The sequence below is a fragment of the Fructilactobacillus sp. X2R6C1 genome (assembly GCF_059901295.1).
Window position 1 is genome coordinate 15,560 of sequence record NZ_JBWXUZ010000005.1, and the last position, 20,281, is coordinate 35,840.

Below are 20,281 nucleotides of genomic sequence, written 5' to 3' on the forward strand. Positions count from 1 at the left end.
CTTAAAACAATTGTATTATAAAAGTCCTTATAGTATTATCAATTATGTAAAATAATTTATAAGCAGAAAGGACTTATTTTATGAGTAAATTTATTAAACATGATAATTGTAAGGTATCAAAAGATGATAGTCATCAGTCGCACGTGAATCCAGTAAGGCTACATAAACGTTGGCTAAGGATTACTACTAGAAGCGCTTTGGTAGCGTCGGGAGTGTTTGCAGTGGGAGTATTCAACAATGCTGCTAGTGCAAACGTCCAGACGCAACCCACTAGTCAACAACAAAATGGCACGTCTAATGCCGTCTCAACTGATCAAAACCAAGTCAACCATGACCAGACGACAGTAACCACTGACCAAAAGAACGTCGACTCCGACTCTCAAGCCATAAGTAATCAACAGGGGGTGGTGAATAAAGACCAAGCTGCCGTTGATCAGGCCCAAAAAGAAGCGGCCGATGCCACTCCCGAAAACATCAAAAAGACTCAGGACCAAATTAATCAGACCGATAACGACATTAAAAAGGACCAAAGTCAAGTTGATAACGATCAAAAAGCCGAAAATGACGCCCAGGCAACCGTGGAAAAAGATGAGAAGAACGCTGATAATACTCAGCAGGATCAAAACCAAGCCCAAAATGACGTTAACAACGACCAGAACCAGTTAAACCACGATACTGACGCACAAAATCAGGCGCAAAGTGCCGTTGACAACAACGAACATAGCACCAAGGACGCCCAACAAAAACAAGATCAGGCTAAGCAACAAAAAGCGGATACCCAGACCACGCTTGACAACCTAGACAAGTGGCAAGCCGCCACCAAGAAAAAGCATGACGAGGCCGAAAACAACGTTAAACACGACCAAGATGCCGTCAACAAAACGAACCAAGCAATTAGTAATGCGCAAGACGACATTAGTTCGTGGAACTCGACCCTTAGTGACGCGCAAAGTACCTTAAACGACGAGAAACAGTCCGAGAGTGCCTTTGAGCAAAGCATTCACATTCCCGCTGGCATGACCTTACAGGGTTTTCAGCAGTGGAAACAACAACATCCAAACGAAAACGCCTCCGACTGGTTCAACAAGTTTGATAATGCGACAATGGCTGCCAACCACTATCAACCGAGTGACATTGCGAAGCAGGATTATGTCCAGGTCGAGTCTAACAGTAACGGTCAGGAAACCCCGCAATTCACCAATAATCAAAAACTCGAAATGGCAGAATACGTCCAATGGCTCATTAATCAAATCCACAAACAGTTTGGTACCACGGACATTGAAATCGGTGGTTATAGTATGGACTACTTTATTGACAACTTGATGAACGCTTATAACCAAGATGATTGGAACATTAGTAACAAAAATGGTTATGACGTCAACGCCATCAACAACTTGGCAGCCAAGTATGGCCTAAAAACTTATCCCGGAGCGGACGGTTATGAAATCGTTACCCCTGGTTACATGACCTTTGACAACTACACCACCATGGATACCATCTACTCCAAACTTTACAGTATAATTATGAACTTGCTGTTTAATGACAGTCAGGAATCGGATGCCCATGAGATGAGTCTTTTAGGTCTCGACCCGCATACCGGAAACGTCAATAACGACAAGTACCTTGGCATCGGTGTTGATAACTACGGTCAAGTTCACTTGGTTTTGATTAGCCCAAGTCAAATTCAAGATCCGACTAAGTTTAGTGTAAATGATACGGGTATCGTGACCCCCGAAACACTGGAACGCCAAATCGATGACACGGACGAATTAATCTCGGACTGTAAAGGAGCAATAAAACGTAATCAACAAATTCTAGAAAACTTACAAAACAAATTGGGACGTCTGACCAATCAATTAGGTAACGATGAAAAGCAAGTTACTCAGTATGATCCAGATAAATGGTCCGCCAACATTCACAAGGCCAAGGCCGAAATCAACGACTTAAACAAGCAGATTGCTCAAAAGCAACAGACCATCGACCACAACAACGCTGCCCTTCCTGGCCTCCAGAACAAGTTGGCTCAGGCTAAACAACGGGTCGCAAACGACACCAACCAACTTAATAACGATCAAAACAAGTTACAAAAGGCAACGGCCGCAAACAAACAGGCTCAAAGCAATTTAGACAAGGCTACCCAAGACCTCATCAATAAACAAAAGGCTCTTGAACAAGCAGAAAAGCAACTGCAAGATGACCAAGCTAAGCTAGCTTCTTTACAAAAACAACTGATTAATTACCAAAATGAAGCCAATAACTTAGCGAACGCCAAGGCCAAACTAGCCAACGATAAGGCGAAGTTGGCCGACCTTGAAAAACAAGAGGCCGCCGACCAAGCCGCTTTGGACAAGGCAAAGAGTGATTTAGCAAAAGACCAAGTCGCACTGGCTCATGACGAGCAGGCTGCTAACCAAACTAGTGGTCAAAACACGACCAAAAAGGCGCACGCTCAAATCATCAACCACGCCATTGACTACGCGCAACAGACCACGAAACCACGGGCAGCTTACATCAACCACACGGAAACGGTTCGTCCTGAAAGCGTCCACACCAATGCGTCTGGCGTAACCCCGTTAACCGAAGTTAAGTACCGCATCAGTAATCAAGCTGGTTCTCGTTTAACCACCTTACCGCTTGTCTATCGTCAATCTGTCAAGATTGATAAGTTGACGAGTAAGAAGCAGGAAAATTCAAACGTGACCCTTCCACAAACCGGACAATCAAGTACCAGTTGGTTGTCAATCGTTGGACTTCTCACCGCTCTGATGGGCATCTTTGGATTTGCTGACAAGCGCCGTAAATACCTCAAATAATCTTTCACACATTGAAATACTAATAAACCCTAGTGATGATCACTAGGGTTTATTTTTTAATCGTGCTAATAGGATTTTATTTTAAATAATCGAAATTCATGAAAAATTTCTCCTTAAAGTCCGTATCTAATAATGAATGAACAAAAAAGGAGAAATATTATGGAACTAAATGAATTACCACTGAATCTATCTGAACCACTTAAGCGAAAGATGCGCAACGAATTTGCGGTCGACATCAACTCGATTTTACCGTCACAGGTGAACCGGAAACTGACCACCTACTCCATTAACTGGGACTCGGTTCTGTTGCTCATCAATTTAAAGGACGCTCACAACCAATTTGATTCTCTCGTCGTCGACCGTGTCTCAGGTTTTACCCTGGTGAAGCAAACCACTAACGTCTTAATGAAGGAGTTGTGGCAAAAGAACCACCTGTCCCTTGCGAAAATCAAAACGCTGGCGAGTCACTGTCAGATTAACAAGAATATCCCGTACGTCCGAAATGACGTCCAACTCCTGCGCTTAAAGTCCATTGACCACTGCAAGCGCAACACGTCGTGGATCGCCTATCACAACCTTAATCATGTGATTCGCAAGGGCGACGACCGCCTGGAACTGTACTTCAACGACATCGTCACTCCGATCTATCTGGACGGCTCTTTTCCTTTTATCAAGAAACAGGAGGAGTATTCATACAAAATCAGAAGTCTGGAGGAAAAAATATCCAGACTGGTAAATAACTTGTTTGGCTGTCAAGATAGTGGAAATTCTAACCATCACGGTCCGACTTCAGGTGGATGCGGATGGGAAGACTTAAGTAATCTATTGAAATAATTTAGTAGTCTTTAACGTATCGAAACTCACAATGATACTTGCGACCAGCTAACTTCTGTGCTAGTTGCTTATTGCGATAGAAATGACCACCCTCGTTCATGTTAACGATTGGGTTCACCCCGTTGTTCACGTACGTCAGCATGTCAACGTGGTAATCGTCGACTTTTTGCCGCCGTTCCTGAAGGTAAATCCCATCACCAGTTGATTGCGTCCAACCGTACAGATTAACGGTGGCCGCTCTTCCCTTTGGACCTGACTGCCAGGGAATGTAACTCATGTTGCGTAATAACGACCAATTTTCGGTCTTTTTGATGTAACTGTTACTTAGTTTAGTGCGATTGCCAATTTCCTTAAAATGGGGCTTATACTTGGTTTGATGGATCGTGACACGATATGTATCAGGTTTGGAGTTGACTCCATAAATAGTCGCTGAACTCGTCTTTTTCGTGTTGCGAATAATGCTGTATTGATTAGTTTTAGTTGAATACGAGTACCAGGTTCCGCGGAACTTCGCTGGAAAACTGGCCATGCTCATTCCTTTGCTAGTCTGCTTCTTGTGAGGATGATGCAAAGCAACAAAACTCGCACCAGCTAAGACAACCACTAACAGTACTAATGCTCCAGTAATGATGAAATACCTTTTCTTTTTCATGGACCCCTCCTGATTAAAGTAATGTTAATGAATAATCATTATAGTTTAAACATAGCGTACTGCGTGTGGAAGTGCCAGGTAAAATCACAAACTATAATAATGTTAACGACACATACTTTTAGAATCCTCCAAAAAAATCACATCACAGTGATTAGAACCCTCCTTAAATTTAGTTTTAACCATAAAAAAGCATCTCATAATTATTAGATTTTAATGTCTAACAATTGTGAGATGTTTTAAATTTATGGAATCATTTTCTGTCAACATCGTTTTTTAGAAGTGCTTCACGTAAATTATCATCTACAGCATAAATATATAGCCCATGAACCCCTCTAGTCATCAAAATGTTTAATGCATTTTTTAACATTTCTTCTGAAATATCTATCTTTTCAGAATGACCATCTGCGAATATATCTGTTCTCTGTTGAACTGCATTTCTATCTTTACTTTCCTTAGGATCAAAAATCACTTTACCATTTCTGTATTTTACAGATGGACCAATAATAACGCCAACGTAATTTAGATCAAATCCCTGAATAGTAAAAGTAGATCCAACTTCATACATACTTTCAGGAATTTCAAACCAAGGTTTTTGTTTCTCTTCTTTATTTTTTATTTTATTTGACTTCTTTTGTTTAGTAGTAAGTTGAAGATTCCACGGCATCGAAAAATTACCACCGTTATATGGAAAATGAACTCTCCAATAATCAGAATCAACTGGCGATTTTCCCTGTACAAATCTCCAATCAAAAGTAGCTACCATTCTCGATAAACCATTGTTTTTATGTTTATTTTTATCAACAATTTCTTTATACATTTTATCAGGATCATCAAATATCTTAAGATCATAATTTGAATCTTTAGGAACCTTATTAACTTTTTGTTTATAAATAAGATCATTGATCCAAGATAAAGTTTTAGGACTAGCTTTCATCCTCATTTGTTTAGAAAGATGGATATAATTTTTGTCCTTCTTTGCACTCTCTATCATCGAATCTATTTGATTAGAATTAACATAGCTTTGCCTTCTAATCATTTGGTCTTTATCAAAAACTAAGACAGTTACTTTTGAACGCTTCATGATATCTTTTAACTGATTACTTCCACTGTATCCCTGAGTTCCTTGAGTCCAAAGCAAATGACCTTCATCCACTAATGATACATCAACTTCTTCATCAGAAGTAGTTTTTCTAATATAAGAAGATGGATTTAGAACCTTAACCCTTCCTTCTTTATCCATCATTAATTTATGTGAAATTGCTTCATAAACTTTAAGTTGTTGAGGATTATTAACAAGCATAACTTCGCTTATACCATTAGTTTCATGATTATAAAATCGTTCATCCAACTGACTTACTAAATAAAAAATAGTACTTAATAGAACTGTCTTCCCAGCACCTGGATCTCCATCAACAAGAATTAATTTGTGCTCAGATGTTGGATTAATAAGATTGTCCTTAATTTTATCCATAATTAAATCTTTACATTCGTTTTGTTCATCATTCAATTTATGAAATGGAGATGATTTAAAAATAGCTGTCTTTTCAATTTCATCTTTTGTTGGAAATAAGTATGAATCCTTACTTCTTAATTCACTCCAAATTTCATCAAAAATCTTTGGCATTTCATCAGAAGTAAAATATTTACTCTGAGGATTTTCTCTACGATTATTAATAGTAGAAACAGCAGAAGAGCCAGTTAAATAAAGCATCATTTGATTTTCAATATCCATAGTCAACGATTTATTAAAATGCTTATGACCAATTACAAACATTTCTGATGTTTTGGAATTTGTTAATTCTTTAAAATCATTCCTATCCTCATTTAGGTGTTCTTTAGTACGTCTCTTAATATCATTTGTTTCTCCAACATACACTTTAAATTTAGGAGAATCAAAACTAAAATCACTATCTTTCAAGATATATACAGTTGGATAATCTAATATTAACTTGCGATTAAGCTTTTTATATCGTTTAGCTAGTTTATCTAATCCAGACTCATTATACAAAACATTTTCTATTAGTGGATGCTCTGTGATATGAACACTTCCTTGCTTTTATAGATTAATTTTAATTTATTAGAAATTTTTTTAATATTTTACGTATATAAATCAATTAATTCTAACATTAATTAGTTAACAGATTAACAAAAAATAAAGTCCATTCTTAAAAATTAAGAATGGACTTTATTAATATAAATAACTATCTTTTTAGCCTATATACTTCACTACCGTACGTTCTCATTTCATTACCAACATCATCAGTGTAATCTCTAATCAACTTTTTCGTGTCTTTTAGTTTATCATAATTGAAATAAACTTAAGGATTATTGCATCCAAGAGCTTGATACTAACTTCAAGGAATATATTATTTTACGGTTAAGTCAATAATCTATGCTAGTGAACAATATCAAATTTCTATCAACAAAGAAATTAAAGCATTATAAATAAAGCTTTATTATAATTATTTTAATGACTAATCAAGATCTATATAAAAATCAGAAAATGAATTATCCAATTTATCTTTATTAAGATGATCTTTAAAACTAAAATTTGTCAATTCATTTTCATTCATGTAAAAACTAACAACATTTTTGTAATTATTATCCAATACAATATTATACATAAAATATATTTTGGAAAAAAAGGATAATCAAACGATTTTATGGCTCTAATCACGCATAAAATAACATCAAAAACTTCTTGTTCATTTTTTTACGATCAATAAATAACTGTATAGTTGCATAGTTGTTATTTTTATTATTACTTTTTTCCTTCCAAACTTTAATTTGTAAATCAACATATTTAAAATTAAACTTATTAAAAAAGTCGTCTATCCACTCAGTTAACATTTCTTTTGAAAAATCTAATTGAGTGATTTCTTTAATTTTAAATTCTAATACTGAACTCTTATTAATTTCAAAATATTGATCTTTGTTTTTTATTAAATCAAGATACGTTTGTCCTAAATATTTGTCATCTGATAATATTCCTACTAAATATATTTCTTCATTTTCATTTAATTTTTTTATCCGACTTTCATTCTTAATAACTGGAAATCTATATGTTGGAAATACTTTATTTTGTAAATGCATTATGCTCCAAAATAAAAATATTTCACTAAATAATAATTCTACGGCGTCAATAAAAGTAGATAAATTTTTAATGCTATTCATACAAAATGCGAGTGGAAGAGTCCCAATAAATAGAATAATTACCATGATTGTAATTTTTATCCTAGTAGATTTTCTGGACTTCTCAGTATAAAAAGTGATTTTATTTGAATATCCTTTGGGCTTAAAAATCGAAGTTTCAAATTTCATTGAATCTCGGTTTTGCTTAAAATGTCGTAATAAACCGCTTCCAAATAACAATACTAGTACAGGAACAAAAACATTGACTACCCCAATAACTATATTCATTAAACTATTAATATCTTTCATATTAATCTCCAAAATAATCAATTATTAAGATTTAAAAAATCTATGTTTTTCTTTTATTTCATTCTATACACTTTACTCTCATACGCCCTCAACTTCTTACTAACATCATCAGCGTAATTTCCAATCAATTCTTCCGCACCATCAGGCACGTCATAATCACGTTCTACCTCATGGTCAGTGAAATTACTGATAACCAATAAAGTTTCACCTTGATAATGACGCTTGTAGGCAAAGACTTCCTCATCGTCTGGGTCTAAGAGTTCAAAATCACCTTCAATGATAATCGGATTAGTCTTTCGTAGTTCAATTAACTTCTGATAATAGGCAAAGACCGAATTTGGATCATCAACCTCATCTTTAGCATTAATTTCTTTATAATTTTTGTTCACCGCAAACCAAGGTGTTCCAGTAGTAAAGCCAGCGTTCTTAGAATTATCCCACTGCATTGGCGTTCTCGCATTATCCCGCGACATATGAGCCAGATAACTCATCATTTTAGTTGGAGAAACAATCTTCTCTTTTTTGACAAATTGGTCATAGGCATTAATTGTTTCGATGTCCTCGTACTGACTCAAATCCTCTTTATGAGCGTTCGTCATCCCTAGCTCTTCACCCTCAAAGATGTACGGAGTTCCTTGCATCATATGCAAAGTCGTTCCTAACATTTTTGCAGCCAATACACGATACTTAGAATCATCAGTCGCAAACCGACTCACTGCACGTGGTTGGTCATGATTACTCCAGTAAAGTGAATTCCAACCCTTACCATTTAGCTTCGTTTGCCAGTTATTAAAGACTTGTTTTAATTCGGTTAACTTAATTGGCTGGTCGTTCCACTTTCCAAGTCTTGGATCTGGGTTGGGCGACAATTCAACGTGCTGAAATTGGAAAACCATGTTCAACTCGTGCGCGTTAAAGCCAGTGTATTCAATGGCTTGTTCTGGGTTAGTCCCTGACATTTCTCCAACTGTCATGATGTCATACTTAGACAAGACGTCGGTATTCAACTCTCGTAGGAATTCGCTTAAGCGTGGTCCATTCAACACCCCAGCACCCGGTGCCGAATATTTAGCATTGGCAGCTTTCGGCATGTTTGGCAATCCTTTTGGCTTTGAAATTAGGTTAATGGCGTCCATTCGAAAACCATCAACCCCCTTATCCAACCAAAACTTCATCAGACTTTTAACTTCTTCTCTAACTTTGGGGTTCTCCCAGTTCAAATCGGGTTGACCGTCCGCAAAGAGATGGAGGTAGTACTGACCCGTTTGTTCATCATATTTCCACGTTGAACCGTTGAAAAAGGAACCCCAGTCATTTGGGGCGTGACCGTCAACTGGATCACGCCAGTAGTAGTAATCACGGTACGGATTGTCTTTTGATTTCCGACTTTCCTTAAACCATTTATGCTGATCGGATGTGTGATTAACAACTAAGTCCATCACAATTTTAATGCTCAGTTCATGAGCCCGGTCTAATAACTGCTGAAACGAATTCATGTCGCCGTATTTCGGGTTAATTTGGCGATAATCTGAGATGTCGTACCCATTGTCTTCTTCTGGTGATTCATAAATCGGATTAAGCCAAATGACGTTGGCACCTAATTTTTTAATGTACGGTAGCCGTTCTCTAATACCATTTAAATCACCGACTCCATCACCATTACTGTCTTGAAAACTCTGTGGATAGACCTGATATACCACTGCATTTTTCCACCATTGTTTGTCTTTCATCATTTCCACCTCTCAAATCAATTTTCACCAAGAATAGGCTCATCAAGGTATGGTTTGATGAGCCCATTTTTATTTACTTAAATAAATTCTTGTTTCATAAGTGCGCAACTCACTTTCGATATCATTATAATTCTGACGGATTTCTTTTGCATTTTCCACCATTGATAGTTTTTCATAACAAACTCCTAAATTAAATCTTATTTTGAAGTTACAATTGGTTTCACGTGAATAGCACTAACGGCTAATACTCCAATCAGCATCATAATTCCAGCTACCAAAATCATCCCCGGCATTGATTTACCAATTAATGGTAAAATCACAAAACTGGCCAACGATGCGATGATCTGTGGCATACAGATACTAATATTAAAGAGTCCTAAGTAAGCACCTTCGTCCTCACCGTTTAAAGCCCCAGTAACGATTGACAAAGACTCAGATTGCATTGCCAAAAAGGAAATTCCGATTAAAACAAAGGCTACCACTGAAAGAGCTTGGGAATGAATAAATGACAACCAAACAAATCCAACCCCACCGGCAAACAATCCAATTCGATACCACATTTTACGTGAATTTGGTTTAGTTCGTGATAGAACCAAGAAACCAAAGATAGCAGCAGCCAGTCCCTCAATTCCTGACAAAATTCCAAACCAGTTCCCGGCTGCTTGGTATGCAGCAGAAGTTGGATCAGTAACGTGCCAAATAGTCTTAGCAATTGAACCAGTTCCATAGGTCCATAAGTATTGAAAAGCAAACCAACTAAAGAATTGGACGAACGAAACTTCCCAAAACGGGCGAGGAGCAGTTCTTAACAATTTAATTAAACTACTCTTAGTTTTTTGACTGTTAACGTCAATCCCATGGTATTTAGCGTAGACCGTTGGACTGTATTCGTGAACCGATAATACCGTATACAATGACATGATTAAAAGAACTGCAGCAGCGATGTAAAAAGACATCTTAACCGATAACGGAACCACACCTTTTGGGGCAACGTTAGAAATTCCAATTGCCGTTAAAATAAATGGCAATAACGTCGCAAATACTCCACCTAGATTGGCATAGGACTGCTGCCATGACCAGGTCAAATCCTTTTGATCTTCATTTACCATGTCACCAACAATCATCTTGGAAGGTTGCATACATGCATTTGACGAAACATCCATCACAGCAATTGTGATAGCACCAAAAAGTAAAGCGGCAAACGATCCGTAACCAAATCCAAAGGATCCAGCGTTTGGCAATAATACCAACACGATGGCAGCGATTGGAACTCCCACTAGCAAGTATGGCATTCTTCTACCAAACCGATTCCAAGTGACATCTGAATATTTCCCAATTAAGGGCTGTACAATCATTCCAGCCAACGGTGGTAATAGGAAAAAGAATCCTAATTTAGTTGGATCGGCACCAATGGTCTGAAAGATCCGTCCCATCTGTGAACTTTGAAGCGAAAATGCCATACTGACTCCAAAGAAGCCAAACGTCATCGCAAAAATTGTATACAAACTTAACCGCGGAAGGGTGTCCTTCTTAGGTTTTGATTTTGATTTATCCATAACCATCCTCCTATTGCTTAAATTGTTGCTTTTTAACAAATTTAATGTGATCACAATTTCAGTATAACGAATTGTTTGACTATGTAAAGCGCTTACATACGCAACAAATTAACGATTTGGGCCATTCACACAATTTATTTTATAAGATAAAAAATCTTGACTTACCATATGAAAACGCTTACTCTCAAAATAGAAATCACTACAAATGAAATGATTTCTAAGGAGATGTTTTAAATGACCGAGAAAGTAACTTCAACTAACAAAATTATTAGTAATTTAAAGGATAAATTTCAAGACTTGTATTCACAGGAACCGACCAAGGCGTACTTTGCGCCCGGCCGAATCAACCTGATCGGTGAACACACCGATTACAACGGCGGTCACGTCTTCCCTTGTGCCATTAGCCTCGGAACGTACGCCGTGGTGACTCCGAGTAACGACAAACAAGTCAACATCTATTCGGAAAACTTTCCCGATACGGGCGTCAACTCTTTTCAAATCGACGACCTAACAATTAACCACGATGATGGCTGGATTAACTATCCCAAGGGCATGTTTAAGGCCTTTGCCGACAAAGGTCACAAGCTGGATCATGGTTTCAACATTCTAATTTACGGCACTTTACCGGATGAGTCAGGACTATCATCATCTGCTTCCATTGAGATGTTGTTTGGGAAGATTTTAAACGACCAGTTTAACGACGTCTTCTCGGGACCAGAATTAGCCAAACTCGGACAACACGTGGAAAACACCGATATCGGAGTGAATTCCGGCATCATGGACCAGTACGCCGTTGAGATGGGCAAAAAAGACACGGCCATTCTGCTCGACACCAACACGATGAAAAGCGAGTTCGTCCCGATCAAACTCGGAAACGACAAAATCGTCATTATGAACACCAACAAGAAACGGGGTCTTAAAGATTCCAAGTACAACGAGCGCCGCCAACAGTGTGAGGACGCCTTAAAACTCGTCAACAAGGTGGCCGACTTCTCCTCGTTTGGTGCCATGTCAAATGATGAATTCGACGAGTACACCTACACCATTAATGACGCAACGTTGTTGAAACGAGCCCGTCATGCCGTTTCTGAAAATCAACGAACCTTGAGAGCCGTGAAGGCTTTACGTAACAACGCTATTGCTGAATTTGGTCGACTAGTGAACGCTTCTCACATTTCACTAGAATACGACTACGAAGTCACTGGTCCGAACTTGGATACGCTAGTTCACGAAGCTTGGAAGAACGGTGCCGTTGGATCACGAATGATCGGTGCTGGCTTCGGTGGTTGTGCGATTGCGATTGTTCCATCCGACCAAGTCGCAAGCTTCACCAAGAACGTTGGTGACACCTACAACTACCGCTTCGGCTACGACGCTGACTTCTACATCGCCAACATCTCGGATGGCCCGAAAGAAATCCAGATTTAGGTGAGGTGAACAACATGGAAAATCTAGTTGAACACTACGCAGGTCAGGTCATTGATACCGGACAAACATACCGACCAACGGACCGCACATATCTCATAAATTATCTTTACCATCTGGTTGGTGAAAAGAACATGTCCAATCCGAACTTATCTGACCAATTATTGGCAACGGTCGACCAGCTAATTGACGTGGCCGTTAAGAACGGTCAAATTGACGATACCCTCAAAAGCCGTGAACTGTTAGAGGCGGAACTGACTAATCTCTACACCCCGCTTCCAAGCGTCGTCAACGACAAGTTCTGGAACCTGTATCAGCAAGCTCCCAACCGGGCCACAAACTATTTTTACAATTTAAGTCAACAAAATAACTACATTAAAACCGCTCGTATCAAGAAGAACCTGCTCTGGGACATTGACACTAAGTTTGGGGATCTGGAAATCACGATTAACCTGTCGAAACCGGAGAAGGACCCCAAAGACATTGCCAAGGCCGGTCAAAACACCCACTTTGGTTATCCAGAGTGTAACCTGTGCGCTCAAACCGAGGGTTACTATGGTAATTCGCAAATTCCGGTGCGGGTTAATCACCGCATCATTGATGTTTTAGTCGGCGGGAAACCGTGGGGCTTTCAGTATTCACCGTACTCCTACTTTGATCAGCACTGCATCTTTTTGGATGATGTTCACGAGCCGATGAAAATTAGTGCACAGACGTTTTTCAATCTAACTGAAATTGTTTCGATGTTCCCTGCGTACTTTATGGGGAGTAATGCGGACTTACCAATCGTGGGAGGTTCAATTCTGAGTCACGAACACTACCAGGGCGGCTATCACACCTTTCCAATGATGAAAGCACAGACCCGGTTCACCTTTGATCTGGACCAGTATCCAGACGTTAAGGCCGAGGTCTTAAACTGGCCGATGTCGACGATTCGGCTGACCGGGACCGATAAACAGGAACTGATTGATTTTGCGACCCACATCTTAAATGAATGGCGCAAGTATTCGGATCCGTCCGTCGACGTGCGTGCCGAAACAAACGGTACACCGCATCACACGGTCACTCCGATTGTCTGCATGAACGAACAGGGGCAGTTTGAGGTTTACGTGGTTCTGCGTGATAACCAGACGTCCAAGAAGTATCCCGATGGCATTTTTCATCCCCACGCCGAATACCAACACATCAAAAAGGAAAACATTGGCCTGATTGAGGTGATGGGACGTGCCATCTTGCCCGCTCGTCTGAAATCCGAACTGGCCGAGGTCAAGAAGTATCTACTTGGTCAGCCTAACGACATCGCGGATTATCACGTTGCCTGGGCCAACCAGATCAAACAAAGTTACCAACTCAATCCCGACAACGTCCAGGACGTGATTGACAAAGAAGTCGGGATTACCTTTATGCACGTCTTGGAAAACGCCGGGGTCTTCAAGCTTGATGACCAGGGGACCGCAGCGTTTCAAAAATTCATTCACACACTTTAGGAGGTTATTATTATGAATTGGCTAGCGATATTAATTGGTTTAGGACCAATGGTCGGTTGGGGACTTTTCCCCACGATTGCTTCGAAGGTTGGTGGAAAACCCGCCAACCAAATCTTAGGTGCCACCCTTGGAACCTTAGTCTTTGCGGTCGTTCTGTTTTTCATTGAAGGATTAGCCCTTCCCGGCTGGATCAGTACCACTTTTGGAATTATTTCTGGACTTGGCTGGGGCTTTGGTCAGATCATGCAGTTCAAGGGTTTTAAATTAGTTGGATCATCACGAGTAATGCCGATTACCACGGCCTTTCAGCTGATTCTGACGTCACTTTGGGGAGTCTTTGTTCTAGGCGACTGGACTGGCATTATCGGAAAAGTCTTAGGATTTACTGCCCTAGTTATCGTAATCCTTGGTGCGACTCTCACCGCTTGGGTCCAAAACCCAGAATCCACCAATAAGGGTGCTTTAAAGAAGGCTACGATCTTTCAACTGATTGGTGCCCTGGGATACTTAGTTTACTCAGCCGCTCCACAGGTGGTCATCATGCCATCAATGAAGGCTTTATTGCCAAACATGCAAGCCATGGACGGAAACCACGCGTTTCTTCCCCAAGCCATCGGAATGGTACTATGTGCCGTGATTTACGATTTATGGAACCTAAAAGACGAAAATGTCTTCATTCAATCCGTTTCATACAAAAACATTCTTGCTGGATTATCGCAAGGCTTTGGTATGTTAATGTACTTAATCTCAGCTCAACCTGACATGAACGGTCTGGCAACCGCCAACGTTCTGGGTCAACTAGCCGTCTTGGTTTCCACTCTGACCGGGATTTACTTCCTGCACCAGAAGAAGACGCCAAAGGAAATGACTCTGACCTACCTCGGATTAGTTCTCATTGTCTTTGCTTCCGCCATTACGGCATTTATTTAATTAAATTGAAATGGTATCATAGAAGTAACGAGGCTCCCTGCGTTAGTGGGAATGGCACCATCTTGTCAATGTCTCCACATTAGCGAGACCTATAGTACCAAAAAGGCTGGAACCAATTTAGGTTTCAGCCTTTTTATGTGAATTAATTGATGGATAAAAAAAAGAGTTCATCAGCGATAAACTGACAAACTCTTGACCATCAATCCTACTAAAAATCGATGATCCCATGAACTATTTACATCTATTATTATAACTTAATTTAATCATTCGATTAATAGATATGTTATTTGACCGTTTAAACAGACACAATAATAAAAAAGAGCTCATCAGCGACAAACCGATAAGCTCTCGATCATCAATTCTACCGAAAATAGGTGACCATGTATTACTTGTTATAAGTATATTATAACTTAATTAAACAGTAATTCAATTATACGGTATAACAATTAAAAAAGAGTTCATCAACTTTTAGCTGATAAACTCAGTCCCACCACCCTATTAAATCGATGAGTAGATTGCATAATCTTCATTTGTTATTATACAGCATAATTATGTTAAATTAACTATTATTTCAAATAATTCGTTTTTCCATTTTTCAATTGCTTCTTCGAATGTTCCAAGAACTTCAAATTCTCACCATTTCCTAAGACAAACAGATTCTCGATCATGTTATCATATTTCTTTTTTGAAACAAGCACCGCCGAATCACCATTCTCACAATGAATGGTAACTTCTTCATAATCCTTCATAACCTGATCCATGTATGTTTCAAAGTTCACTTTGAAATTATTACAATTAACCACTTTCATGTAGTATCATCTCTCTTCATACGTAAAAATGAAATTTTTTATAGTGATGATTATACCATATAGAATAAAAAGTAAAACTAAAAAGAGTGCCTTTTGATGTGAATCCTTAAATTGAATTTTTTGTCCAACTTAAGGAAGTCATATCACTCATTTTTTTATATGTTATATTTCTCCAGAAAAAGTTTTTTATATTTATCCCAGCAAAGTATATTGAAAGTAAAAAAAGTATAAGAAAACAAATAAGATCCCACTTAAAATAACTTACAATATAAATTAAACTAATCCTTGTTCCAATAATAATTATTAATCCTATGATTAATAATGAAAATATTAATTTACTAAAATTATATAAGTATTTTAGATATTGTTCTGCACTTAATTGTTCTATACATTTATTGTCTGGTTTTTGATCTAATGTTCCCTTATATCCATTTTTAGCTCTATGAACATTAATAAAAAATGAAATTCCGATTACTAAGTAAAATATTAAAATTATTACTGTCACTAAAAGTAATGTAGTATTAATAATTAAATTATTCGAATTCATAAATTTTAAAATACTTATTTTAATTTGGAAAAATGGATTTATTTTTTTAGATATTGTAATAAAACCATTAAAGCCAAAAGTAACTAATAAAACAATCAACAAAAAAACATTTGATATTGTTGAGTTAAGTCCATCCAAAGTCTTTTTTATCTCACTAGACATATTATTCAACATTACTGATCTCCTTATATTAATATTATGATATTTTATAAATATCTAATTATTAAATTTTAGTAGAATGTAAATTAACTTAAATAAGTCAATAACCATCACAAATTTTATTAAGCATATTCTTGATAAAAAAAGCGCGGTATTTTTAATGTAAACTACTATATCGATATTGAAATTATTAACAAGAGTAACATCTCCTCTATAATTAGAAATTTTTAAACTACCATTAATAATATAGATCTAATCATCATTGATAATGTAGTGTCCTGTCGTACTTCATATTGATATTACTCAAGTGAATTATTGGATTCTAATGAGGCGTTACAACAATCCATTGATGAAGTTTTAGCTACGTCAATCAGTCAAACGCTTAACTATGAATTAGTTTATGTTATGTTACATAACCTTAGTAATCAATTTTCGAGGTGGGTTCGTCCTTTAATTCATTATGATCAAGACTTTCATTATCACACTTATGACTATAGTAGATGGATTAAGTGTCACCACTACCAACAAAGTACGTAACATAAAAATTTTCACGATAATTCTCTCATTAAAAGTTATTCCCATTTCTTAAACCGATAATGTTTGAAACGAATTTCGGATAATAAAAAGACTCACATCAATTAAATACCGATATGAATCCTTGAAATTGTATAAATTTATATAAAGTGTCTAACTTTTATATAGCACTTCAGACTCCTCAACAACTATTTCATTTCCGCTTTCTTATCCTTTTTCTCCATTCTCATCTTTTCTCTATGCGTCTTCTTATGCTTCATCTGGAGATGTGAAGTGATTTCTCGATGATGCAACATATCCAACTGGTTGTTTGATGAACAGTAGAACGCAATGAAGAAGATTAGGGTTGCAAGCAGCGCGTACACAGCTTTTCTAAAGTATTTCAGAAAAACGGTCTGATCCCAGCTGTATCCCTTACCTAAAGCAGCCATAAAGTAACGAACCAAGTAGTAAACAAACAGGACAAAGGCAATCACGAAACCAGCAACCGACAAAATGTTTCTGGTGGCGACAGCAAAAGTTACAACAGCAACCAGCATACATACAACAAAGAAGCAGTACGTCCAGCTCTTGATATAACTTTTATCGTCAGCTCGACCGCGATTCGTCCAATACAAATAACAGGCAATGATTAAGGCAATCACTGCGATAATCAATAAAATTGGTTTAAACATCTAATTCCTCCTTTAAATTTTATCTCCCAGGACACAATTTAAACTGTGAATCAGCATTCCGATCACCATCATATACATTGAGACCATACTGAAACCCATGGCTAACACCACGAAAGTCACGATCCAAAAAACAACTAAAAACCAATTAACAAATCCTTTAAAACTCATTATATTTCATCTCCGATATCCTCTTGTGATTACTTTCATCATACCATTAAATCGCCGTGAGCTGAGGAATTTGCTCAAGTATTTACATCCTCTATTTGCCCACAAAAAAGAGCTCTCATTGAGAGCTCTTTTTCATACTTATTAAAGTTGAACATCGTATTTGTCGAAGAAGTCTTTAAGTGGTAACAAGCCTTCGCCACCGTATTCTGCGAAGAATTCTGGTAATGTGTAAGTCTTGTTGTCATTCTTGTCCTTCTTGTAGTTTGGACTGATGGTTTCAACGATTTGACCATTTTCAATCTTAACGATCAAATCTTCAACTGGAAGTCCACGGTCTTGGTTAATCTTTGCGTCAATCAAGAATGGGTGACCAGCTTTGGTAACCTTAACGGCTTTGTCAAAAGCAGCTGGAAGTTCAGAAACGTTGTGAACAGTCGTAGCGTCAATTCCCATTCCCTTAGCGATCAATTCAAAGCTTTGACCTTGAAGTTGAAGGCCGAAGAATTGCATTGGTAAGTCTTCTTGTTCACCTTCGATGAAGCCTAAGTCTTCGTTTGAAGTAACCACGTTAATAACTGGAAGTTGATACTTCGTCAAAGTTACTAAGTCTTGGATAACCATTGAAAGGGCACCGTCACCGGCAATGTTAAAGACTTGACGATCTGGGTAAGCTTTCTTAGCAGCAATGGCACCAGGAAGTCCGGAACCCATCGTTGCAAACAATGCGGAAATGACCCACTTGTTAGTTGGTTGAATGTCCAAATATCTGAAACTGTTGATGATGTTGTCACCAACGTCGATTGAGAAGACGGCATCTTTGTCGGCTACTCGATTAATTTGTTTGTAGATTGGGGCAACTGGCATGGTTGAGTTAGCGTTAGTCATGGTGTCCTTCAAGTGTTTACCAAAGTCCTTGAATTCTTCCATGAAGCTACCATTACTCTCATCGGTTTCGTCACTACCAATGTTTAACATCTTGTGAATGTACTCCATCCAGTTAGCTTGGTCAGCAACGGCGGCCTTGTAGAATGGACTTGGAGCAACTTTTTCACTTTGAGCCAATGCCTTGTCAACAAATGAACCAGCGTCAGACCAAATTGGGAGGTCAACTTCGTGGTGACGACCAAGTTGGATTTGAGAGTCATCAACTTGGATGTAAGCGAATTTGTGACTTGCATAAACTGATTTAGCGAATGGGAAGTCACCACCAATGGCGATAACTAGGTCAGCGGTACTCAAGATTTCGTCAGCGGCCTTTGATGCGGCACGGTTGGCGGTTCCTAGGTTAGCTTCGTAGTTAGCGTCAACGTAGCCTAAAGCTAATCCGTCCATAATCACTGGAATCTGGAGTTTCTTTGAAAGTTCGATTAACTTGTCGCCATTTCCCTTGATTCCACGACCAACGTGAAGCACTGGACGTTTAGCGTTCTTAATCATCTTAAGGGCTTGACTTACTTCGTCATCGGTTGCAACTGGTTCTGGAGCTGGCTTGTCGTAAGTCTTTGATGCAGAACTGTACGGAACATCTGGGATTTCGTCAAAGCCAAAGTCATTGGGAATAACAACTACGGCAACACCCTTCTTTGCGTATGCTTCGTGAATCGCACGGTCAACAACGTGTGGCAAACTTTCAGGAGTCATTACGATACGGTCATAAACCGAAACATCAGAGAACATTGGGGTCTCTGGAAATTCTTGGAAGTAATTGTAGTTCATGTTGTCATGACCAACTTGGCCAACGATGGCAAGGACTGGAGCGTGGTCTTCTTTGGCGTCATACAAACCGTTTAGTAAGTTAACCGCACCAGGACCAGCGGACCCAAAGGCCACCCCGATTTTACCAGTGAGTTTAGCGTGAGCAGCGGCCGTTAATGCCCCAACCTGTTCGTGTCGAATTTGTACGTAATTAATGTTATCTTTTTCTTGATCGAGCGCAGCAAGCGTTGAGTTAATGGAACCACCAGGGTATCCATAAACATCCTTAACGCCATATGATTCAATAACTTTAAGCATTGCTACTGCTGCAGGAATTTTCTTTACATCTGTCATAATTTCTTCCTCCCAAAAGTACTTAATTCTTTTGTTGACCCTAATATACTCCCATATGAAAACGGTTGCAATAAAAACGCTTGCTTAATTTATTAAGTCTTTTTAATGTAAATCATGAAATTAACAAAAGGCAATAAATTCCCAATTTAACGGCAATTTGAGCGTGTTATTAGTTATCTTTTGGCGCGTCATATGTAATAATACTAGTGAGGAGGTGAAAAACATGAACTTTTCTGGATTAGTTGAAACTGGCGACGGTCGTTTGATTAACGTGAACAACGTGAACTCAATCCATCCCCGCGAATCAGAAGGTAACATCATTTCATACCAAGTTACTTTCAACAACAATACTACTGAAGAAATCGATATCGATGCTTTTGAAGCACTTAAGAACATCGCTTTGAACAAAGATAATAAGTAGGATTGGCAATACTTAGTAAAAAACAGGTCAACTGTAAGGTTGACCTGTTTTT

Annotated in this window: 15 protein-coding genes; 6 read left to right on the forward strand and 9 right to left on the reverse strand. The window is 38.3% G+C overall.

Translation table 11 applies throughout. From position 1 onward, the window contains the following. Positions 1 to 80: 80 nt before the first annotated feature. Together AC6UDF_RS05995 and AC6UDF_RS06000 are read left to right on the forward strand one after the other, a co-directional pair. Positions 81 to 2,813 (forward strand): LPXTG cell wall anchor domain-containing protein, encoded by a 2,733-nt coding sequence (locus tag AC6UDF_RS05995; RefSeq protein ID WP_500724043.1) that lies wholly within the window; start codon positions 81 to 83, stop codon positions 2,811 to 2,813. Positions 2,814 to 2,972: 159 nt separating this feature from the next. Further along, positions 2,973 to 3,647, forward strand: a complete 675-nt coding sequence (locus tag AC6UDF_RS06000; protein WP_500724045.1) for a hypothetical protein — start codon at positions 2,973 to 2,975, stop codon at positions 3,645 to 3,647. Between the two features lies 1 nt (position 3,648). Here the strand turns inward: AC6UDF_RS06000 and AC6UDF_RS06005 are convergent, their stop codons facing one another. From AC6UDF_RS06005 to AC6UDF_RS06025, 5 genes are all read right to left on the reverse strand, one after another. Beyond that, positions 3,649 to 4,299 (reverse strand): hypothetical protein, encoded by a 651-nt coding sequence (locus tag AC6UDF_RS06005; protein ID WP_500724047.1) that lies wholly within the window; start codon positions 4,297 to 4,299, stop codon positions 3,649 to 3,651. Between the two features lie 250 nt (positions 4,300 to 4,549). After that, positions 4,550 to 6,307 carry a DUF2075 domain-containing protein gene (locus tag AC6UDF_RS06010; protein ID WP_500724049.1) on the reverse strand — a complete coding sequence of 586 codons (1,758 nt, stop codon included), beginning with the start codon at positions 6,305 to 6,307 and terminating at the stop codon, positions 4,550 to 4,552. A 665-nt stretch (positions 6,308 to 6,972) separates the two neighbouring features. Beyond that, the gene (locus AC6UDF_RS06015; RefSeq protein ID WP_500724051.1) at positions 6,973 to 7,740 is read right to left on the reverse strand and encodes a hypothetical protein; all 768 of its coding nucleotides are present in this window, start codon (positions 7,738 to 7,740) and stop codon (positions 6,973 to 6,975) included. Between the two features lie 53 nt (positions 7,741 to 7,793). Then, positions 7,794 to 9,470 (reverse strand): glycoside hydrolase family 13 protein, encoded by a 1,677-nt coding sequence (locus AC6UDF_RS06020; protein WP_500724053.1) that lies wholly within the window; start codon positions 9,468 to 9,470, stop codon positions 7,794 to 7,796. A gap of 197 nt (positions 9,471 to 9,667) precedes the next feature. After that, positions 9,668 to 11,026, reverse strand: a complete 1,359-nt coding sequence (locus tag AC6UDF_RS06025) for an SLC45 family MFS transporter (RefSeq protein WP_500724055.1) — start codon at positions 11,024 to 11,026, stop codon at positions 9,668 to 9,670. A 234-nt stretch (positions 11,027 to 11,260) separates the two neighbouring features. On the opposite strand from AC6UDF_RS06025, the gene AC6UDF_RS06030 reads away from it, so the two are divergent. The 3 genes from AC6UDF_RS06030 to rbsU are packed head-to-tail and all read left to right on the forward strand — an operon-like array spanning position 11,261 to position 14,868. Beyond that, a complete protein-coding gene (locus AC6UDF_RS06030; protein WP_500724057.1) occupies positions 11,261 to 12,454 on the forward strand; it encodes a galactokinase in 1,194 nt (397 codons plus the stop codon). A gap of 14 nt (positions 12,455 to 12,468) precedes the next feature. Beyond that, entirely contained in the window at positions 12,469 to 13,938 is a 1,470-nt protein-coding gene (gene galT / locus AC6UDF_RS06035) for a UDP-glucose--hexose-1-phosphate uridylyltransferase (protein ID WP_500724059.1), read from the forward strand. A 12-nt stretch (positions 13,939 to 13,950) separates the two neighbouring features. Further along, positions 13,951 to 14,868, forward strand: a complete 918-nt coding sequence (rbsU, locus tag AC6UDF_RS06040) for a ribose/proton symporter RbsU (protein WP_500695984.1) — start codon at positions 13,951 to 13,953, stop codon at positions 14,866 to 14,868. Positions 14,869 to 15,434: 566 nt separating this feature from the next. Here rbsU and AC6UDF_RS06045 read toward each other — a convergent pair. The 4 genes from AC6UDF_RS06045 to AC6UDF_RS06060 all read right to left on the reverse strand — a co-directional run bounded on the left by AC6UDF_RS06045 (position 15,435) and on the right by AC6UDF_RS06060 (position 19,808). Continuing rightward, complete coding sequence (locus AC6UDF_RS06045) at positions 15,435 to 15,677, reverse strand: type II toxin-antitoxin system Phd/YefM family antitoxin (RefSeq protein WP_500724061.1); 243 nt, start codon at positions 15,675 to 15,677, stop codon at positions 15,435 to 15,437. Between the two features lie 106 nt (positions 15,678 to 15,783). After that, complete coding sequence (locus AC6UDF_RS06050) at positions 15,784 to 16,398, reverse strand: hypothetical protein (RefSeq protein WP_500724063.1); 615 nt, start codon at positions 16,396 to 16,398, stop codon at positions 15,784 to 15,786. Between the two features lie 707 nt (positions 16,399 to 17,105). Next, positions 17,106 to 17,591, reverse strand: a complete 486-nt coding sequence (locus AC6UDF_RS06055) for a hypothetical protein (RefSeq protein WP_500724065.1) — start codon at positions 17,589 to 17,591, stop codon at positions 17,106 to 17,108. A gap of 309 nt (positions 17,592 to 17,900) precedes the next feature. Continuing rightward, the gene (locus tag AC6UDF_RS06060) at positions 17,901 to 19,808 is read right to left on the reverse strand and encodes a thiamine pyrophosphate-dependent enzyme (RefSeq protein WP_500724067.1); all 1,908 of its coding nucleotides are present in this window, start codon (positions 19,806 to 19,808) and stop codon (positions 17,901 to 17,903) included. 223 nt (positions 19,809 to 20,031) lie between these two features. On the opposite strand from AC6UDF_RS06060, the gene AC6UDF_RS06065 reads away from it, so the two are divergent. Next, positions 20,032 to 20,229: a hypothetical protein gene (locus AC6UDF_RS06065; protein ID WP_500694170.1), complete on the forward strand. Its 198-nt coding sequence runs from the start codon at positions 20,032 to 20,034 to the stop codon at positions 20,227 to 20,229. Positions 20,230 to 20,281: the final 52 nt, after the last annotated feature.

Bases quoted from the DNA above. Each gene is read 5' to 3' on its own strand.
- AC6UDF_RS05995 (WP_500724043.1), top strand. From the start codon at position 81: ATGAGTAAATTTATTAAACATGATAATTGTAAGGTATCAAAAGATGAT.
- AC6UDF_RS06000 (WP_500724045.1), top strand. From the start codon at position 2,973: ATGGAACTAAATGAATTACCACTGAATCTATCTGAACCACTTAAGCGA.
- AC6UDF_RS06005 (WP_500724047.1), bottom strand. From the start codon at position 4,299: ATGAAAAAGAAAAGGTATTTCATCATTACTGGAGCATTAGTACTGTTA.
- AC6UDF_RS06015 (WP_500724051.1), bottom strand. From the start codon at position 7,740: ATGAAAGATATTAATAGTTTAATGAATATAGTTATTGGGGTAGTCAAT.
- AC6UDF_RS06020 (WP_500724053.1), bottom strand. From the start codon at position 9,470: ATGAAAGACAAACAATGGTGGAAAAATGCAGTGGTATATCAGGTCTAT.
- AC6UDF_RS06025 (WP_500724055.1), bottom strand. From the start codon at position 11,026: ATGGATAAATCAAAATCAAAACCTAAGAAGGACACCCTTCCGCGGTTA.
- AC6UDF_RS06030 (WP_500724057.1), top strand. From the start codon at position 11,261: ATGACCGAGAAAGTAACTTCAACTAACAAAATTATTAGTAATTTAAAG.
- galT (WP_500724059.1), top strand. From the start codon at position 12,469: ATGGAAAATCTAGTTGAACACTACGCAGGTCAGGTCATTGATACCGGA.
- rbsU (WP_500695984.1), top strand. From the start codon at position 13,951: ATGAATTGGCTAGCGATATTAATTGGTTTAGGACCAATGGTCGGTTGG.
- AC6UDF_RS06045 (WP_500724061.1), bottom strand. From the start codon at position 15,677: ATGAAAGTGGTTAATTGTAATAATTTCAAAGTGAACTTTGAAACATAC.
- AC6UDF_RS06050 (WP_500724063.1), bottom strand. From the start codon at position 16,398: ATGTTGAATAATATGTCTAGTGAGATAAAAAAGACTTTGGATGGACTT.
- AC6UDF_RS06055 (WP_500724065.1), bottom strand. From the start codon at position 17,591: ATGTTTAAACCAATTTTATTGATTATCGCAGTGATTGCCTTAATCATT.
- AC6UDF_RS06060 (WP_500724067.1), bottom strand. From the start codon at position 19,808: ATGACAGATGTAAAGAAAATTCCTGCAGCAGTAGCAATGCTTAAAGTT.
- AC6UDF_RS06065 (WP_500694170.1), top strand. From the start codon at position 20,032: ATGAACTTTTCTGGATTAGTTGAAACTGGCGACGGTCGTTTGATTAAC.